Below are 19,349 nucleotides of genomic sequence, written 5' to 3' on the forward strand. Positions count from 1 at the left end.
GTGCTTCCCTGGCACGACCTCCACGCGGCCACCCCCACCGTGAGACTCCTCGTCCTGACGCAGATGGCGTTCAACATCGGCTTCTTCATGGTGTTGCCGTACCTGTCCGTGCACCTGACGTCCGATCTCGGTCTCGGCGCAGCGGTGGTCGGTGTCGTGCTCGGAGTCCGCACGTTCTCGCAGCAGGGACTCTTCGTCGTCGGCGGAACGCTGGCGGACCGCCTCGGCATCAAACCTGTGGTGCTGACGGGGTGCGTCCTGCGCGTGCTCGGATTCGTGGGACTGGCGTTCGCCCAGAGCCTTCCGGCCGTCCTGGCGGCCACGGCCCTCACCGGTGTGGCCGCGGCACTGTTCTCGCCGGCGGTCGAGAGCGCAGTGGCGCTGGAAGCGGGCGAGGGTGAACGTGCGGGTGGCCAGTCCCGCCTCGACGCGATCGCGTTGTTCACCGTGTTCGGCCAGATCGGCGCGTTCACCGGTCCGTTGCTGGGCTCCGCGCTGCTCGCGGTGGACTTTCGCCTCACCTGCCTCGTCGCTGCCGGGGTGTTCGTCGTCATCACGCTCGCGCACGTGGCGCTGCTGCCCGCTCGACGTGCCGACTCGACCACGGACTCCTGGCTCGACGACTGGCGTGAGATCGCCCGCAACCGCCTCTTCCTCGTCTTCGCCGCAGCGATGAGCGCGCAGCTCGTCGCATACAACCAGCTCTATCTCCTGCTGCCGTTGCGGGTCGAGCAGGTGTGGGGATCGCAGGCTCCCCTGGGATGGTTCTTCGCCGCGGCATCGGCACTCGTCGTCGTCGGCCAGATGAGCGTGACCCGAGCACTGCGCCGGTTCTCGCTGGTACGCGTGCTCCCGCTGGGTTTCGCCGTCATGGGGATCGCGTTCGGAGCGGCGGCCGTGGCCGCCATGCTCGGTGCCGAGGGTGCCGCGGGGCTCGTGGGACCCGCCGCGTTCGTCGTGCTGCTGACGGTCGGTCAGATGATCGCCATGCCGTTCGCGCGCGACCTCGTCCCTCGGATGGCGCGGGAGCGCAGCACGGGCTCGTACTACGGCCTGCTGGCCTCGCTGGGCGGGATCGGGGTGCTCGTGGGATCGGTCGCACTCGGCGCGATCATCGACGTGATGCCGGACACGCCTGTGGGCGAAGCGGTTCCGTGGGCGGCCGCGGCGGTCCTGCCGCTCGTGGCGGCAGTGGCGTTGCGCTCGGTGGCTCGCCGACTGGTACCGGTGACCCCGGCGATCACGCCGCCAGAATCAGATCACGACCCGTCAGCACCTCCGTCTCGCGAGTGATGCGTGCCCACACGTCCTCGGTCACGTCGTCCATGATCGAGAACCGGTCCCACCACATCATGCGGGTCCGGTAGCGCTCGTCGGGGTACGCGGCGGGGGCGATGTTCTCGGCCACACGGCCGCCGCCGGACTCCCACCGTCGCAGCACGTGATCGGCCGCCGTGGCCATGACGTACCGGGCGCCCGTGAACACCATGGTGGGCAGCGCCGTGCGGGACAACAGTGCGGAGAGCGCACCGGGATGCTGGGCGTCCGCGGAGACGAACGCGGTCTTCATCTCCACCACGCCGGCGGGCAGTCGATCGTGGATGAGTTCCGCGACGTCGGGTCGGGCGGCATTGCCCTCCCACTCCACCAGAGCGTGCGACTGGTCCGCGCTGAGGTAGGGGCCCTGGCCGCGGACGCCGGCGACGACCTGCCCCGCACGGTCCACGGCCGCGTAGAACACAGCGGTGTCCGCACCGTCGGCGACGCGCTCGACGTCGAGCGCGACGCCCACTCCGTGGCGCTCGTAGGACCGCGTGGCGCAGGCGAGGTACTCGTCCCAGAGCCCACGATCGGCGGACGGGGAACTCATCACCAGAACGGTCCCACTATCACGATCTGCAAGGCGCGTGCTCCCTTGTGTGATCAGGCGGGTGGGGGCGAGCAGAGTCGTCGACATCGGACACCTCTCGGACAGAGTTGTCGGATCGCCGTCCGGCGCCCCGACCAACAGACCACGGACTCGCCGGACGACGAATCCACACACTTATTGTCCCGCTTCCCGAGCAAAAAGTGGATTCCGCCCCGAAATCGGTGACGTGCGACGGAACTGCCCTTTTCGAGGCCCGAGAACGAACCGCAGGTCATTGACCCGTTACGACAACCTATATCCGAGTTACCCGTTCGTATTCCGGGTCGCTTTGGTGACTCTTCGTAGAACTGCACCGACGAAGCAGACTGAATTTCGTGAAAAGCCACGAAGAGCTGATCGGCGATTCGTGGCGAATTCGCGCCCCACGACGGCGACTCGGGCGCTCTCACAGCGTCACACCGACACCCGGGAACGCAGTCAGCCCCGGACCACACCTCCTGGAGGTGCTGTCCGGGGCTGACGGTGGAGGCCGGGAACGGTCGCTCGCCGCGGCTCGCCTATCGGCCGGTACGGCCGAACAATGGTCGTCGGCCGGCCGTCGCGCGACCCGACGACGTGGCTGCGGAGAGGGAGTCCGCGAGCATCAGCTCGACGGTGCGCTCGGCATCGAGCTTGTTGTCGCCGATACCCCCCGTGGCGCCACGCTTGGCCCATCCCACGACGTAGGCCCCGGCCACCGGGCGGTCCTCGGAGTCCACGACGCGACCCTCGACGTTGCGCACGGTTCCGCGGTCCGCGTCGAAGGGAAGTCCGGGCAGGGCGGACCCGCGATACCCGGTCGCCTGCAGCACCAGATCGGCGGGAATCGAGCTCGCGATCCCCGCGTCGGACGTGCCGGATCCGCGGACGTCGAGCGCTCCCGGGCGTACCGCCACCGGTGCGCGCCCGAACGAGAAGACGATGCGCGGCGCGCCGTCACCCGTCTCGGCCTCGTCGGCGCGCGGTGCGGTGACGAGCGGTGCAGCGGACGCGGACAGCGGCAGCGCCGCCAGGACCGAGGAGAGATCGTCGTCGCCCGCGACCAGAACGGGCACCGATGTGCGATCGACGAGCGCCTGGCACTCGGACCGGGTGAAGGCGGCGACCTCGGGACCGCGTCGACCGAGCACGGTGACCTCCCGCACCGCACTGTCCCGTAGCGCCGCGAGCGCGTGGGCCGAGATCTCCGTGCCCACGAGGTCCTCGACGGGAGCTGTCAGAATTCGCGCCGCGTCGAGCGCCACGTTCCCGTTGCCGATCACGACGACGCGCGTCACGCCGCGCAGATCCACGGCGTCGGCGGGGACGTCGGGGTGACCGGTGTACCAGCCGACGAGGGTGCGGGCACTCATCGGGACGACCTCGGACTCGAGGGGAAGCTGCCTGTCCTGATCGGCACCCACCGCGTAGACCACCGCGTCGAAGTTCCGCGAGAGTTCCTCCACCGTGACGTCGACCCCGACCTCGACGCCGAGGCGCATCGTCACGCGCGAGTGCACGAACAGCGACCGGAAGTGTTCACCGATGCGCCGGGTACTCGTATGATCGGGTGCCACACCGTATCTCGCGAGACCACCCGGCACGGGCAGCTTGTCGAAGAAGGTCACCGCGGCATCGGTCTGCCGCAGGAGCGCCGTCGCGGTGTAGCAGGCGGCCGGCCCGGTTCCCACCACGGCGACCCGTTTCAGCGACACGGAGCCGATGTCCGCCGGCGGGAACGTCGGTGCGCCCCATGCATGATCGACCGGCCGGTCCCGGTAGTAGTCGGCGTTCAGTTCCGCGTAGATCGCCTGCGACGGCGACAGCCGCGACACCCGCGTGATCGCGTCCACCGGGCACGCGTCCGCGCAGGCGCCGCAGTCGATGCAGGACCGCGGATCGATGTACAGCAGGTCGGTCTTGCCGAAGTCCGGCTCGTCCGGCGTCGGGTGGATGCAGTTGACCGGACAGACCGACAGACACGATGCGTCGTTGCAACAGTTCTGGGTGATCGCGAAGGCCATGGGAGCGTCAGACCATGTGGATGGTGCGGTAGACGGCCGCAGCGGGCTTGGTCAGCAGTCCACAGTCGCTGAGGAACGCCATCAGGTGCTGGCTGCTCGTGCGCATCATGACGTGGTGGTGCGTGTTGTTCTTCGCCTCGCGCACGGCGCGGTCCCGGTCGAGACCGGCCGCGGCGTAGACGTCCTTGTTCACCATGTTGGACACGATGACTCGGGCGGCGATGGCGATGAGCAGGGCCGCGGACTTACGGCGGGCGGCGGAGATTCCCGCCATGTTCTCGCGCATCTGCTGACGCGCGAACGTCATGTGCCGCGACTCCTCGACGACGTGGATCTTGCTGGTGGTGCGCACCAACGGGAGCACGTTCTCGCCGCGCATCCAGTCGCGCTGCATGACGTCGAGCACTTCCTCGGCGACGAGGATGCCGCCGTAGGCGGCCTCCGACACGGCGAGGGTCTTGAAGCCACGACCGAGCTCGATGCTGAGCCGGCGCGGGACATACGCCTTGATGCCCATGGTGCGGCACGCCTTGGCGAACATCAGGGAGTGGCGGCACTCGTCGGCGATCTCGGTGAGCGCGAACTGGAAGTCCGAGGACGACGAGTCGCTGCAGTACTGATCACGCAGGACCATCTGCTGCAGGATCATCTCGAACCAGATGCCGGTGCTCATGATCGAGCAGACCTCGTGGCGGGTGAGGGTGACGCGCTGTTCGGCCGTCATCTCCTTCCACAGATCAGTGCCGTAGAGGGTGCTCCACTCAGGATTGAGGCCGAACTGCTCCGGGTCGAGGGGAGCCTCCCAGTCGACCTCCTGCATGGGGTCGTACGAGAGCGCTGCGACGGAATCGAGCAGCCGAGCAGACACGTCCTCGGCGTCCGAGACGGTGAGTTCCGGGTCGAGTGTGCTGGTCATGGCGTCGTCCTTCCGTGGGCGGGTACATCTCCGTGACTAACTGTGACAGAGGTTATCAGGTACTCGCCGTCACTGGAAGACGTCGCCGGGTCGGGACGGTCCCGAATCGTCAGGAGATCTGTGGCATCTCCAGGTCCGTGTGCGCCACTGCCCGAGCGGTGTCGGGGTCCGTTCCGAGCATCACCAGCAGCCGCTCCGCTGCGTCGTCGATCCGGCGATCGTCGACGGAGCCCGGGTCCTCGAGCCACCGGTGCACCAGGGCGAACAGCACACCCGCCGTCATCGCCGTCGCGAGAGACAGGTCCTCGATCTCGAGTCGTCCGGCGTCCACCGCCGCCGCGAGATCCCGGCGGGCCCGCGGCCCGAGACCACCGGGCGCGTCGAGCAACGCGAACCCCGACCGGTCGACGATCTCCGCGGCCTGACGATGCGATACGGCGGCACGACCGGTCCGCCTGACGGCGTCGCAGAAGATCTGCACCGGATCGTCCGAGCGCGGCGAGACTCCGTCGAGCGTCTCCCCCATCTGCTCGAGAACCTGCTCCACGGCGGCGGCGAAGAGTGCGGGCTTGTCCTCGAAGTGGTTGTAGAAGCTCCCGAACCCGACGTCGGCGGCGGCCGTGATGTCGGCGATGCTCGCGGTGGAGGAACGCCCGTCGGCGATCATCTCGCGCGCGGCGTCCACGAGAGCCTGGCGCGTGCGCGCCTTCCGTCGCTCGAGCCTGTTCCCGGCAGTCTGCATCCGGAAAGTCTAGGTCGACGGGTGCCCGGTCGTCGGCGCGGCGAGCCCGCTGACGACGCGTCGCGACGTCAGCGGGAGACAGGAGCGGACCAGATCCCCACTATGGCGTCGACGAGGTCGATGCCGCACGCGGTCCAGTACGACGTCGGATCGGCGCCCGACGCGGCGAACTCCGCCTCTCGTTCGGCCATCACGTGCGTCAGCAGAGTGCGTGCCATGGCCCCTCTGGCCGAGCGGACGTCGGCAGGAATCGGGGGCAGACACGAGGTGACGCCGGCCACCGTCTCTCGCAGCGTCGCCGAGGACAGTGCCTCGTCCACCAGGATCGGCCGCAGCACCGGATCCGTCATGACCTGGGAGGCGAACCGCGCGTACCAGGTGGGGGCGCCGAACTCGGAGAAGTACTGCGTCGACGGCAGGACCAGTGCCGACACCCAGGCTCGCAGGTCGGCACCCTCTCCGATCGCCGCGACGTGGCCGGAGCGGATCCGTTCGACGTCGCCCGTCCGGCGGACGACGATCGCGCGGACGAGATCCTCCTTGCTGCCGAAGTGGTAACCGACCACGGCGCTGTTACTCTGCCCCGCCGCGTCGCCGACCTGACGGTTCGACACCGACACGACACCGTTCTCCGCGTACAGCCGCTCGGCGGCACCCAGAATCGCCTCGCGCGTCGCCTCGGAGCGCGCGGACGGGGCTCGCGTCGACCGGGCCTGGCTCATTCCACCGGCTCGGTGGCCCGGTCGGTGACGGCACCTCCGACGACCTCCGACGCCTCGCCCTCGCCGTCCTGGTGACGCGGAAGGAAGGAGGCGAGTACGACCGAGAGGATCGCCGCGCCGGCGGCGATGGCCATGGTGATCCGGAAGGCGGCCTCGGACGGCACCGCGGTGGATCCGAACGACACGGTCATCGACGCGAGAACGACCCCCGCGACCGCACTGGCGAACGACGTTCCGAGGGACCGCATCAGCGTGTTGAAGCTGTTGGCCGCCGCTGTCTCGGAGGCGGGCACCGCCGACATGATCAGGGCGGGCATCGCTCCGTACGCCAGTCCGATGCCCGCACCGATGACGAGCGAGACCACGATCAGCTGCCACACCGCGCCCATCATCACGATGCCCAGCAGGTAGCCGACGGCAACCGTCGCCGCGCCGGCCATGAGCGTGATCTTCGGTCCGCGCGTGGTGGTGATGCGCGAGGACACCGGCGCGACGGCCATCATGATCAGTCCGGACGGCGCCATCACCAGGCCCGCGACGAGGATCGACTGTCCCAGGCCGACACCGGTCGCGGCGGGCAACTGAAGGATCTGCGGCAGAACGAGACTGAGTGCGAACATCGCGAAACCGAGCATGATCGACGCGGCGTTGGTGAACAGCACCTGCCGCCGCAGCGAGACCCGCAGGTCCACCAGTGGCTGGGGAGTGCGCAGTTCCCACACGATCCACGCCGCGAACGCGAGGACGGACACCAGCAGCAGGCCGAGGATCGACGCGCTGCTCCACCCCCAGTCGGAACCCTTCGAGATCCCGAGCAGCAGGGTCACCAGGGCGACCGACAGCGTGAGCGCTCCACCGATGTCGAACGTGCCGCCGGTGCGCACCGTCGACTCGGGAACGACGACGACCACGGCGACCGCCACCAGTGCGCCGAGCGCAGCCGCCGTCCAGAACAGGAAGTGCCAGTCCGCGTACTCGGCGATGATCGCCGCGGCCGGAAGACCCAGGGCGCCGCCCACTCCGAGCGACGCACTCATCAGCGCGATCGAACCGGGAAGCTTGTTGCGAGGCAACACGTCCCGCATCACGCTGATGCCGAGGGGAATCACACCGGCGGCGAGACCCTGCAGTGCCCGCCCCACGACGAGGGGCACGAGGCTGTTCGCAAGGGCACCGACCACCGATCCGGCGACGAGCAGCGCCAGGCTGACCAGCAGCATGCGCCGCTTGCCCACCATGTCGCCGAGTCGGCCGGTCACGGGAACGGCGACCGCACCCGCCAGCAGGGTGGCCGTGATGGCCCACGCGGTGTTCGCGGCCGAGGCGTTCACCAGAGCGGGGAGCTGGGGAACCAGCGGGATGATCAGTGTCTGCATCAGGGCGACCGTGATGCCGGCGAAGGCCAGTACCGCGACGATGCGTCCGGTTCCGGTCTCCTCCGTCTCGGCCGTGGCAGCGATGGGTGAGGACATGGGTCGAGTCTCTTCTCAGCTAGTTTGAAACAGCTGTTTTAAATTAGGCACCGATCCTTACCCACGTCAACGTTCTCGCCGCTCCTGTGGCCCGCATCACCACGTCACCGGACGAATCGGTCGAGGAAGGCATTGCCGAACACGCGGTGCGGGTCCAGTCGGTCGACGGTGCCGACGACGGAGTCCCAGTCCCGCTCGCCCGAGTACCCGTCGCGGAACGAGTCGGGGATGGTGGCCGTGAGCGCCTGCACGTCTCGGTAGGGGCGGTCCTCGTCGAACGCCCACCCCTTGGACCACTCCGGCCGGAACACCGCATCGGCACCGTCGAAACGTTCTCGCATCCACTGCTCCATCTCGCGATAGAACGCGAACATCCCGGGCGTTCCCGGAATGCCCAGCACGTTGAGCCACACCGCCGTGTCCCACTCGGGACGATCGGGTACCGGACGCATGGCCGAGATCGTCGGCGGGCCGGCCGAGTCGACGAGGACGTCCGAGCCCTGGTCGAGACCACAGCACCGGATCTCGACTGGGCCGTTGATCGGGAACTGCCCCAGGGACGCGTAGTGCTCGGTGCGCTCTCGGAACCAGCGGGTGAAGTCGTGCAGGACCGCAGCCACGTTCGCGCGAGCCGTGATCACCGCACCGCCGCCCTCCGTCAGGAGCAGTGTGCTCGGACGGATGTAGAACTGCGTGTTCTTCGGCGCTCCCCAGATGTCCGACGACCCCGTGGCCGCGAGCCCCGCCACCGTCGTCGCGAGGAACACCTGACCCAACGCGGGCGTCAGTTCCGTCCGCCCGGACACGACAGCACCGATCGCGTCGGACACCGCTTCCGGGAGGGTGTCGGAGAACGTGTAGTTGTACGGTCCGTCGACCTCGCGGGAGGACGGCGGTCGCACGGGAGTCGGCGTCCACACCTTGAGCCACGGAGTGTCGGTGAACGGGTACCAGATCGCCTCCGCGCGGCCGGACCGGTCCAGGAAATCGACGTACGTACGCCCCGGTGCCCCCGGCGCTCCGAACAACTCCGCCCAGCCGATGTCGGTGATGCTCTCGCATCGCAGAGGAGTCGCCGGATGCGCCTGCATCGTCACCTCGGTGACGAACGCTCGGCCGAGATGGACCGCGAGATCCGGCGCGTCGGCCTCCGACCGGGCGACGGTCCGCAGTGCGTACCCGGTCCCGTTCCACGCGACCACCGTCATCGAGGTCATCAGATTGCTCAAGGATCCCGACGACGAACCGATCGGAACCTGTTCTCCCACTGCGCGTACCACGGCGCCGTGCGCCCCGACAGCCAGAGCGCCCGCGATGGACAGAACCCCCGGCGCGGGCACACTCGACCATCCGAGACCGCGGTCCTCCAGCGCCTGGAGGACGTCGGACAGAGTCGCGCCGGCACCGGCGGTGACGGTGGACGACGCGGTGTCCACGGTGACACCGGTCAGCGCGGTCATGGTGTCCACGAGCACGACCCGGTCCAGGTTCTCGCCGTTCTCGATGGTGAACGGGGTCCACCCGTGCATCGCGCCGCGCGGCCGCAGCCGGTGACCGGAGGCGTGAGCCCAGTTCGCGAGCGTCACCACGTCGTCGGCGGATCGCGGCGAACACGTCCACACCGCGTCGACCACGATCTCCTTCGACCAATTCTGGTACCGCTGCCGGAACAGCGGGATTCCCGGCGGGAAGTCGGGTGGAACCGGCCCGGAACCGTCGGTCCCCGCCGGAACGGCGTTCACGAGAGCAGGTCGAAGCACTCCCGCGAGCGTGGCGGCCACGGCCGAGGCGGCGGATGCGGACAGGAAGGATCGACGGTCGAACGATGGCATGAGTCCCCGATGCGCGAGATGCGGATGATGTGAGCCCCACGCCTCGTGAGCGCACTGCTGGGCAGTCCGGATCTGCTTGTCCCCCCGGAGGGTTTACACCTTTGACATACCCGTAAAGATTGTCAAGTCCGGGAGGGTCTCGGCCGGGTGGGTCACGCGCCGGGCAGGTCGAGGACCGGCACGAGGCGGCGGCGCAGATAGCCCCGGAGCGCGTCGTCGGAACGGGTCGCCTCGCTGTCGAACTGCACCACGGACAGGAACATGCGGATGCAGAGGTCGGCGACCTCGTCGAGGTCGCCGCCGGCCTCGGCGGGCGCTCCCACCAGAGGCGTGAGGAAAGATCGGGTCAGGCTCAGCGCGTCGATCCCGAAGGCGGATCCGTCGTAGATCACCGTTCCACGGCCGGGATGCACCAGCGGCGCCAACGCCGGCGACGACCGGAACGCCGCACGCGCGGCGACCATGGCCTCGACGACGAACTCGGACACCGACTCCCGCTCGCCGACCGCGGACACGACGGACCCGATGACACGCGAACTCACGTCCTGCAACGCGTCCGACACCAGGGCGTCGCGGGTACCGAAGTGCGCGTACACCGTCGGGCGGGAGACACCGGCCTCGTCGGCCACGGAACTGATGGTCACGCCGTCGAAACCACCGAGCTCGAGGCGTCGCACCGCCGCCGCGAGGATGCGTTCCCTCACGCGGGCGGTGGCTGCCATGCGGCGATGTCCACACCCATGGCGGTGCTCGGCGGTTCGTCGTACAACCACTCGCGCGCGATCCGCCCCCAGTTCGCGGTGGCACGAAGTTGCCCGAGGATGCCGAACGTCAGGAAGTCCGCGCGACGGGAGAAGACGTGCTCGGGCGGCAACCACTGCTTGGTCATGGTGCCGAAACTGCCCGATCGCGGGTCGACGGCGAGGACGAAACACGCCCCCGCCATCTCTGGCGTCACGGTGACCGACCCGTCGTTCAGACTGAGTTCCGCTGCTGCGCAGACGTAGTCGAGACAATCGCTCGCCGTCACGGCGGCGCCGGGGTCGAGAATCCCCCGCGCGGACATGGCGATGAGCAGATCGTCTCCGCGACCCTCGATCGCCGCTCGCAGGCACTCTCTCTCGAAACGGACGTCCGCCGGACTCATCCGCAGGTACAGACCGAAGTCGACGAAGGTGACGCGCCCGTCCCGAGCCAGCAGGACATTGCCCGGATGGGGGTCACCGCAGAACTCGCCGAGCGTGTGCAGAGACCCGATGTAGAAGCGGAACACCGTCTCACCCACCCGGTCTCGCACCTCCGCCGACATCGCACGGATCTTGTCGAACGGCACCGCGTCGACGAACTCGGTCGTCAGGACCGCCGCGCCGCACCGCTCCGGCACGGTGTCCGGGATGAAGAAGTGCGGGTGCTCCCGATACAGTGCCGCGACGCGGCGCTGCGTCCGCTCCTCCGCCGGGTAGTCGAGTTCCGCCTCGAGGTTTCGGCGCAACTCGTCGACGACGGCACGGGAAGACAGCATCGGGATCGACGCCGGCAACAGCTTGACGTAGAACGACAGATTCTTCAGGTCGGCCCGCACCGCGTCGTCGATACCGGGGTACTTCACCTTGACGGCCACCTCCCGGCCGTCGTGCAAGCGGGCACGATGCACCTGACCGATCGACGCGGCGGCGAACGGGCTCTCGTCGAACTCGGCGTAGAGCGACTCGATCGACTCGCCCAGATCCGCCTCGATCACAGTGCGCACGTCGTCGAACGAGACGGCGGGTGCGCGGCTCTGCAACTCGGCGAGCTTGCGGTGGAACTCGTCGCGGTGCTCGTCGGGGACGAACGACAGGTCCAGCATCGACAGCATCTGGCCCAGCTTCATCGCCGCTCCGCGGAGACCGCCCAGGACGGTCACCAGCCGTTCGGCCGAGCGGACCGCCTCCTTCGCCGTGAGGGCGGCACGCAGTTCCTCGGTGCGACCCGCCATGCGTACTCGCATGGTGGCGTTACGCGCCGTGCGACCCGCGACGAGGCGACCCACCTCGGCGCCCCGGGCCACCCTGGACGTCGGCATCTTCTCCGGCACTTCCCCAGTATCCCGCACCGTGCCTGCGCTCGATCGATCGCGGCACCGCAGACCCGGAAGTTTCTGGCGCACCGGACATCTCGGGCACGCTATGTCGCACATCACGTTTCCGTAGGTCCGCGAGGGCTTACTCTTACTTCGAGTAACGATATACCGCGCGACGGGGACCGCGCGACGTCGATCAGAGGGGGAAACACAGCATGACCAGCACTATCACATCAGGAGACACACGGACCGACGCTGCCGCCGCCCGCGCGGCACACCTGCTCGACACCGATGCCGAGGTGCGCGCCGCGGCCGCCGATCCCGCGGTGTCGGCACAGGTGGCGGACCTGACGCCCGATCTGCACGCCATGGTCGAGGTGGTCATGGACCGCTACGCAGACCGGCCCGCGCTGGGTCGCCGGGCGTACGACATCGAGCCCGCGGACGACGGTCGCCGGGTGCGTCGGCTCCAGCAGCGCATGGACACCATCACCTATGGATCGCTGTGGTCCGATGCCCTCGATCTCGCGACCGCACTCGGCGACGTCGCCACTCCGGACACCTTCGTCGCGACCCTGGGATTCGCCGGTGCCGACTACGTCGTCGCCGAACTGGCGACGGTCCGGACCGGTGCCGTTGCCGTTCCCCTCCAGTCTGGCGCGGCTCCCGGACGCCTCGCCGACATCGCCGCCGAGGTCGAGCCTGTCGCACTCGTCGTCGACAACGAACAGTTGTCCACCGCCACGGCTGTGGCCGCCGCGTGCCCGAGCATCCGCCGCATCGTCGTCCTCGACCACGACGACCGTGTGGACGACGACGAGGACCGCCTCGCCGAGGCTCGACGATCCGCACCGGGCACGGTGCTCGCGATCGAGACGCTGCGGGAGGCGATCGCACGCGGTCGCACTCTCCCCCGGCTCGCCGGCCCCGAGGCCGTCGATCCCGACCGGATCGCCACGTTGATCTACACCTCCGGCAGTACCGGGACCCCGAAGGGCGCCATCCACACCCAGCGCATCGTCTCGCGCCTGTGGTCGACGTCCCACTGGTACGACCAGAGCGCGGAGTCCGACGAGGCCGGGCGACCCGGTGCGATCACGCTGGACTACCTGCCCATGAGCCATCTCGCCGGGCGCGCGGCGGTGTTCACGACCCTGGCAGCCGGCGGCATCGTGTACTTCGCGAGTTCGAGCGATCTGTCCACGCTTCTCGACGACTACGCACTCGCCCGGCCGACCGTGGCCATGCTGGTTCCCCGCGTGTGCGATCTACTGCGTCAGACAGCCCTCGGACGCATCGAGACCCGGGCGCACCGCACCGGCGAGAGCGCGGACGCCGTCCGCGCCGAGGTCCTCGAGGACATGCGATCCACCACTCTCGGTGGCCGCATCCTCTCCGCAGTGGTGGGTACCGCGCCGACCTCCCCCGAGGTCATCGACTTCGTCTCCGAACTCCTGGACACGACGGTGCAGAACAATTACGGCTCCACCGAGGCCGGCATGGTGTTGTTCGACGGCGTCGTCCAGCGGCCGCCGGTGCTCGAGTACCGCCTCGACGACGTTCCGGAGCTCGGGTACGCGGTGACCGACCGCCCCTACCCGCGCGGTGAGCTTCTCCTCAAGACCGATTCCCTCGTGCCCGGCTACTACAAGCGGCCGGACGTGACGGCCGAGATGTTCAGTGCGGACGGCTTCTACCGCACCGGCGACGTGGTCGCGGAGACGGAGCCGGACCATCTCGTGTACGTCGATCGCCGCAAGAACGTGCTGAAACTGGCGCAGGGCGAGTTCGTCGCCCTCTCGCGCCTGGAGTCGATCTACGCGTCCGCCGACGCCGTCGACCAGATCCATCTGCACGGCAGCGGCGAGCGGTCCTACCTCCTCGCCGTGGTCGTGCCCGCCGACGGAGCCGACACCGCCACCGTGCTCGACTCCCTGCAGGCGCTCGCGCGCGAGGAGCAGCTCGAGTCCTACGAGGTCCCGCGCGACATCGTCCTGGCCGCGGAGCCCTTCACGCAGGAGAACGGTCTGCTCTCGGGAGCGAACAAGCAGCTGCGTCCCGCTCTGACCGCGCGCTACGGCGAGGCGCTCGAGGACAGGTACCGCGAGATCGACGAGGGCCAGACGGCGAAGATGAGCGAACTACGCCGCCGCGGCGCCGACGCACCCGTCCTGGAGACCGTCGGCGAGGCCGCCGCGGCGTTGCTGGGATGCGCCGGCACGGAGGTCTCACCCGATGCGCACTTCACCGACCTCGGCGGTGACTCGTTGTCCGCGTTGACGTTCGCCACCCTGCTGCAGGACATCTTCGAGGTGGACGTCCCCGTCACGGTCGTCATCGCGCCGTCGTCCGACCTCGCGGCGATCGCGACCCACATCGAGCGGCGACGCGGCGACGCGGATGCCACGGGAGCCGCGACCTTCGCCTCGGTGCACGGAGCGCACGCGACGCAGGCCCGTGCCGATCAGCTGACGCTGAGCGCAGTCCTCGGCGACGAGTTCCTCTCGTCCGCGGCTGACGTGGGACCGGTGCGCACCGACACCCGGACCGTGTTGCTCACGGGCGCCAACGGATACCTCGGGCGCTTCCTGTGCCTGGAGTGGCTCGAACGCCAGGCCGCGGTCGGCGGCACCGTCGTGTGCCTCGTGCGCGGACGCACCGCGGCGGACGCTCGTGCCCGTCTCGACACCGCGTTCGACACCGGCGACCCGGCCCTGTGGTCGCGGTGGACGACGCTGGCCGACACCGCGCTCGAGGTCGTCGTCGGCGACGTGGGCGAGGCGAACCTGGGCGTGAGCGACGAGGAGTACGCGTCGCTGGCCGAGCGGGTCGACCGCATCGTGCATCCCGCGGCGCTCGTCAATCACGCGCTGCCGTACGAGCAGTTGTTCGGCCCTAACGTGATCGGCACCGCCGAGATCGCCCGGCTCGCCCTGACGCATCACCTCAAGCCGGTGACCTATTTGTCCACCGTGGCCGTCGCGGCGGGCGTCGAGGCCTTCTCCGAGGACGGCGACATCCGCGAGATCAGTCCGGTCCGCGCCCTCGACGAGTCGTACGCCAACGGATACGGCACCTCCAAGTGGGCGGGTGAAGTGGTGCTGCGCAACGCCTCCGACGCCTTCGGACTCCCCGTGACCGTCTTCCGTTCGGACATGATCCTGGCGCACCCCCGGTGGACCGGTCAGCTCAACGTCCCGGACATCTTCACCCGCACGGTGCTGTCGCTGATCGCCACCGGAATCGCCCCGGAGACGTTCTACCGGCAGGACACGGGCGCACCCGTCGACGATGCAGGGCGGCCGCGCGCACACTACGACGGACTCCCCGCCGATTTCACCGCAGCGGCGATCACCGAGCTCGGTGGCAGCGCGACGTCGGGACACCGGACTTTCGACGTGCTCAATCCGCACGACGACGGCATCTCTCTCGACACCGTCGTCGACTGGATCATCGAGTCCGGCAGGACGATTCGGCGCATCGCCGACTACGACACGTGGTTCGCCGAGTTCTCCGACGCGCTCGAGTCCCTGCCGTCGGCGCAGCGGTCCGCCTCGGTGCTGCCGCTGCGGCACGCCTACTCGCGGCCGGACCTGCCGACCGCCGGGTCACCCCTACCGGCCGAGGTGTTCCGTGCCGCGGTCCGCGACACGTCGACACCGGGGTCGGCACTGGCGGACATCGACGACATCCCGCACCTGTCGCGCGATCTCGTCGCGAAGTACGTGCGTGATCTCGAGGCGCTGGGGTTGATCCCGACGCTCTGACAGCCGATCAGCGTCCGGTGCGTGACCGAACGAGCCGGACGGCGGGATCGAGGATCCGATGGCGTGCGAGCGCGAACACCGTCCCCACGGGGGAGCTCGCACCGCCAGCGGATCCTCGCCGCGCCGCGGTGAAAGCGTCGATCCCGTTGCGCTGCAACGACGACAGCATCGTCTTCGCCACGGGCCGAGCCGGATCCGGATCCTTGCCGGCACCCATCAGATGCAACTGATCGGTGTGCCACTGCAGATCGAGCAGTCCCCCCAGCGACCGGACCGAGCGGTGGGTCGCGAAGCGGGCCGGCACCGGAACGGAGATGGACGGGCTGGGCAGTGCGCTGACGGTGCCGTCGAGAACGTCCCGTGCCGCTCCGGGCAGGACGGCGGTCGGGCGGCCGAGTCCCACCATCTGACACGCACCGGACCGCACCGCGTCCGACATTCCGTCGCGCGTGCGGAACCCACCGGTCACGGCGAGCGGGATGTGGGGAGCGAGGTCGCGCACCGTGACGGCGTAGTCGAGGAAGTACGCCTCGCGCGACGCCGTACCGGCCGACACCGCGGTGCCCATCATCGCGGGCGACTCGTAGCTGCCGCCGCTGATCTCGAGGAGATCGACCGGCAGATCACCGATCATCGAGACCACCTCACGGGACTCGTCCTCGCTGAAACCGCCGCGCTGGAAGTCCGCCGAGTTGAGTTTGATGCCGACGGCGAAGCCCGGGGAGACGGCGGCCCGTACTCGTCGCACCACCTCGAGCAGGAAACGCGCGCGGCCCTCGATGTCGCCGCCCCACTCGTCGGTCCGCAGGTTCGTCAGGGGCGAGAGGAACTGGCTGACGAGATAACCGTGGGCGGCGTGGATCTGCACTCCGTCGAACCCCGCCTCCTCGGCCACCGCGGCCGTCGTCGCGAACCGCGACAGGATGTCCTCGATCTCCGCGCCGCTGGCCGCGCGGGGCGCCGGGATCCCGGGGATGTCCAGGCCCACCGCGGACGGCGCCAGGGTGCCGCCGACCGTCGTCACCGGGTTGCCCTGACGGCCGGGGTGGTTGATCTGCATCCAGATCGGACTGCCACCGTCCTGCGCCGTCTTCGCCCAGCGGGAGAGGGCGTCCAGGTCGCGTCCGTCCGCGACCGCGACGTTGCCGGGCTCGCCCAGATGCCGGTGGTCGACCATGACGTTCCCGGTGACGAGGAGCCCGTAGCCACCATCGCCCCAGCGGCGGTAGAGACGCGACAGTCTCTCGTCCGGGGCGTTGTCACGGGTACCCAGCGCTTCGCTGAGCGCGGACTTCATGATCCGGTTCGGCAGGACCTGTCCGTTGGGCAACGTCAGCGGTGCGGACAGCGACACGTCAGGCATGGAACCCCTCGTCGGGTGAATGGGTGGGTGGATCCGTTCCCCGGAGTACACCAGATGTGGTGTGATGATAGCTGTCATCACTTGCCGCGGTGTCCGTGAACGGGCGCCCCACCACTCGGGAGCGCGATGCGCAGCGTCACGGTCGTCATCATCGGCAGCGGGTTCGGTGGGCAGTGCGCCGCCATCGAACTGCTGCGTCGCGGCATCGACGACATCGTCGTCCTGGAACGACGCGAGTTCGCCGGCGGAACCTGGCGGCAGAACTCCTACCCCGGAGCGGCCGTCGACGTGCAGAGCCCGCTCTACTCGATCGCGTCCGAGCCGTACGACTGGTCGCAGATGTTCGCGGTGCAGAGCGAGCTCGAGGACTACACCCGCCACGTCGTGGACAAGCACGGTCTCGGGGATCTCACCGTGCTCGGCGCCGAGGTGAAGCGCATCGAGTGGGTCGCCGACTCCTGGCACGTCACGACCACAGCGGGTGACTATCGTGCGCAGTTCGTGGTCAACGCGACCGGGCCGCTCAGCACGCCTGTCGTTCCGCCCTTCCCGGGTCGCGAGAGTTTCGCGGGCGCCCAGTTCCACACCAACGCGTGGAACCACGACGTCCCCCTCGCCGGCGCGCGTGTCGCCATCGTCGGCAGTGGTGCGAGCGCGGCGCAGATCATCCCGGCCGTTCAGCCCGAGGTGGGCGAGCTCCACGTCTTCCAGCGGTCCCCGCACTGGGTGATGCCCCGACCCGATCGGAAGTTTCGACCCTGGGAACGCCGTGCCCTGCGGGTGGGCTTCGTGCGTCGAGCACTGCGCGCGGCCATCTACTGGAAGCTCGAGGCCCGGATCATCGGCTTCAAGTACTCGAAGGTCGGCCTCTGGCTGTTCGCCGAGCGTCACGCACGGAATCTGCTCCGCAACCAGGTGGCGGACCCCGATCTCCGGGCCAGGCTGACACCGGACTACACGATCGGGTGCAAGCGGATCATCCTGTCCAACACGCTGTATCCCGCCATCAGCTCCGCGAACACGACGCTCCACGACCGTGACGACGGCATCGCCGAAGTCACCCCCACCGGCATCACCACCGCGACGGGGCGCGAGATCCCCCTCGACGTGATCGTGTGGTCCACCGGATACGACGCCACCGACGGCGTCATCTCCTACCCGGTCATCGGCCGGAACGGCAGCGCGCTCCGCGACGTGTGGTCCGACTACCCGAGGGCCTATCTGGGCACGACCGTCCCCGACTTCCCGAACCTGTTCATCGTCACCGGGCCGAACACCGGGATCGGCCACACGAGCGCCATCTTCGTCATCGAGGCCCAGATGCGGTACATCATGTCGGCCATCGAGCACGCTCGGCGGACGTCGTCGCGCACGGTGGAGGTCACCCGCGCCGCCGAGGAGCGCTACACCGCGATGATCCACGACGAGATGACACGCACGGTGTGGCAGAACGGTGGCTGCACGAGCTGGTACAAGTCCGCGTCCGGACGCGTGATCGCCATGTTCCCCGGCTTCAGCTTCACCTACCGCAGACTGGCCGGCTCGTTCCGGGACGACGACCACGTCCTGCGGCCCGCGTCGACCGACACCGAGAGAGTGGCAGCGTCATGACCTCCGGCACCACGGGCATGTTCCGGAGATCCCCGCGGCTCCGCCTCGACGGGCGCGTGGCCGTCGTGACGGGGGCCGGCGGCGGCATCGGATCCGCCGTCGCACGCGAACTCGTCTCCCGCGGCGCCGCGGTCGCGCTGCTCGACGTCGCTCCGTCCGTCGACGACGTCGCTCGTGCCCTGGGCGACCGGGCGATCGCCCTCCGCGTGGACGTGACGTCTCCCGACGAACTCCGTGCGGCCGTCGCCTCTGTCCACGACCGGTTCGGCGGGATCGACGTGGTGCACGCCAACGCGGGCATCTCGAGCGGCGACACCGCGTACACCGTGGCGACCGTTCCCGACGGGGTCTTCGAGCGTGTCGTCTCGGTCAACCTGAACGGCGTGTGGAACACGATCCGGGCGACACTGCCGGACATCGTCGCCGCCCGCGGCCACGTGCTGATCACGTCGTCGACCTACGCCTATCTCAACGGCCTGGCGAACGCTCCGTACGCCGCGACCAAGGCCGCGGTGGAGCAGATCGGTCGCGCCCTGCGTGCCGAGCTCGCTCACACGGGCGCGACCGCGGGAGTCCTGTACCCGGGGTGGGTCGCGACCCCCATCGCGGACGTGGCCTTCGGCGCCGACGACATCGCGACCGCTCTGGTGGCGCGAGCCTTCCCCGCACCCCTTCTCACGCCCATCTCCCCCGAGGCTCTCGCGGCGGGAGCGGTGGACGGTATCGAGCGACGAGCAGCACGGATCCAGCTTCCGGGACGGTGGCGGGCCTATTCGGCGATGCGCGGGATCGCGAACCCGCTGTCCGATGTCGTACTGGAGAAGGACCGGACGATCCGGACGCTCGTCGCGCGGCTCGAACGCCGCCGGCCCTGATTCGGCTATTTCCCCGTTTGTGACCCGCACACTGGTGATTAGTACCGACAGTGTCTGTTATCACGGGTATCGTTC

The 19,349-nt window shown here is 69.1% G+C and carries 14 protein-coding genes; 4 read left to right on the forward strand and 10 right to left on the reverse strand.

The window, feature by feature from the left end; all coding sequences use genetic code 11:
- Positions 1-1,293 (forward strand): MFS transporter, encoded by a 1,293-nt coding sequence (locus tag QE397_RS12950; protein WP_307095158.1) that lies wholly within the window; start codon positions 1-3, stop codon positions 1,291-1,293.
- Here QE397_RS12950 and QE397_RS12955 read toward each other — a convergent pair.
- The 9 genes from QE397_RS12955 to QE397_RS12995 form a co-directional block, all read right to left on the reverse strand.
- Positions 1,241-1,870: a hypothetical protein gene (locus QE397_RS12955; RefSeq protein ID WP_307095160.1), complete on the reverse strand. Its 630-nt coding sequence runs from the start codon at positions 1,868-1,870 to the stop codon at positions 1,241-1,243. The genes QE397_RS12950 and QE397_RS12955 overlap by 53 nt on opposite strands.
- Positions 1,871-2,427: 557 nt before the next feature.
- The gene (locus tag QE397_RS12960) at positions 2,428-3,912 is read right to left on the reverse strand and encodes a 4Fe-4S binding protein (RefSeq protein WP_307095162.1); all 1,485 of its coding nucleotides are present in this window, start codon (positions 3,910-3,912) and stop codon (positions 2,428-2,430) included.
- Positions 3,913-3,919: 7 nt separating this feature from the next.
- Positions 3,920-4,828: a diiron oxygenase gene (locus tag QE397_RS12965; protein ID WP_307095164.1), complete on the reverse strand. Its 909-nt coding sequence runs from the start codon at positions 4,826-4,828 to the stop codon at positions 3,920-3,922.
- A 109-nt stretch (positions 4,829-4,937) separates the two neighbouring features.
- The gene (locus QE397_RS12970) at positions 4,938-5,570 is read right to left on the reverse strand and encodes a TetR/AcrR family transcriptional regulator (protein WP_056447278.1); all 633 of its coding nucleotides are present in this window, start codon (positions 5,568-5,570) and stop codon (positions 4,938-4,940) included.
- Positions 5,571-5,638: 68 nt separating this feature from the next.
- The gene (locus QE397_RS12975) at positions 5,639-6,292 is read right to left on the reverse strand and encodes a TetR/AcrR family transcriptional regulator (RefSeq protein WP_307095166.1); all 654 of its coding nucleotides are present in this window, start codon (positions 6,290-6,292) and stop codon (positions 5,639-5,641) included.
- Entirely contained in the window at positions 6,289-7,764 is a 1,476-nt protein-coding gene (locus QE397_RS12980; protein ID WP_307095168.1) for an MFS transporter, read from the reverse strand. The genes QE397_RS12975 and QE397_RS12980 overlap by 4 nt, the downstream gene beginning before the upstream one ends.
- 104 nt (positions 7,765-7,868) lie before the next feature.
- Positions 7,869-9,596 carry a cholesterol oxidase substrate-binding domain-containing protein gene (locus QE397_RS12985; RefSeq protein WP_307095170.1) on the reverse strand — a complete coding sequence of 576 codons (1,728 nt, stop codon included), beginning with the start codon at positions 9,594-9,596 and terminating at the stop codon, positions 7,869-7,871.
- A 152-nt stretch (positions 9,597-9,748) separates the two neighbouring features.
- Positions 9,749-10,318: a TetR/AcrR family transcriptional regulator gene (locus QE397_RS12990; RefSeq protein WP_056447269.1), complete on the reverse strand. Its 570-nt coding sequence runs from the start codon at positions 10,316-10,318 to the stop codon at positions 9,749-9,751.
- Positions 10,297-11,673 (reverse strand): AarF/ABC1/UbiB kinase family protein, encoded by a 1,377-nt coding sequence (locus QE397_RS12995; protein ID WP_307095172.1) that lies wholly within the window; start codon positions 11,671-11,673, stop codon positions 10,297-10,299. Before QE397_RS12995 ends, QE397_RS12990 begins: the two co-directional genes overlap by 22 nt.
- Positions 11,674-11,873: 200 nt before the next feature.
- Between QE397_RS12995 and car the strand changes: the two genes are divergently transcribed.
- Complete coding sequence (gene car, locus QE397_RS13000) at positions 11,874-15,425, forward strand: carboxylic acid reductase (RefSeq protein WP_307095173.1); 3,552 nt, start codon at positions 11,874-11,876, stop codon at positions 15,423-15,425.
- Positions 15,426-15,432: 7 nt separating this feature from the next.
- Here the strand turns inward: car and QE397_RS13005 are convergent, their stop codons facing one another.
- The gene (locus tag QE397_RS13005) at positions 15,433-16,788 is read right to left on the reverse strand and encodes an NADH:flavin oxidoreductase/NADH oxidase family protein (protein ID WP_307095175.1); all 1,356 of its coding nucleotides are present in this window, start codon (positions 16,786-16,788) and stop codon (positions 15,433-15,435) included.
- Between the two features lie 126 nt (positions 16,789-16,914).
- Between QE397_RS13005 and QE397_RS13010 the strand changes: the two genes are divergently transcribed.
- Entirely contained in the window at positions 16,915-18,399 is a 1,485-nt protein-coding gene (locus QE397_RS13010; RefSeq protein ID WP_056447261.1) for an NAD(P)/FAD-dependent oxidoreductase, read from the forward strand.
- A complete protein-coding gene (locus tag QE397_RS13015; RefSeq protein WP_261781642.1) occupies positions 18,396-19,274 on the forward strand; it encodes an SDR family NAD(P)-dependent oxidoreductase in 879 nt (292 codons plus the stop codon). The genes QE397_RS13010 and QE397_RS13015 overlap by 4 nt, the downstream gene beginning before the upstream one ends.
- Positions 19,275-19,349: the final 75 nt, after the last annotated feature.

The sequence above is a fragment of the Rhodococcus sp. SORGH_AS_0301 genome (assembly GCF_030818285.1).
GTDB lineage: Bacteria > Actinomycetota > Actinomycetes > Mycobacteriales > Mycobacteriaceae > Rhodococcoides.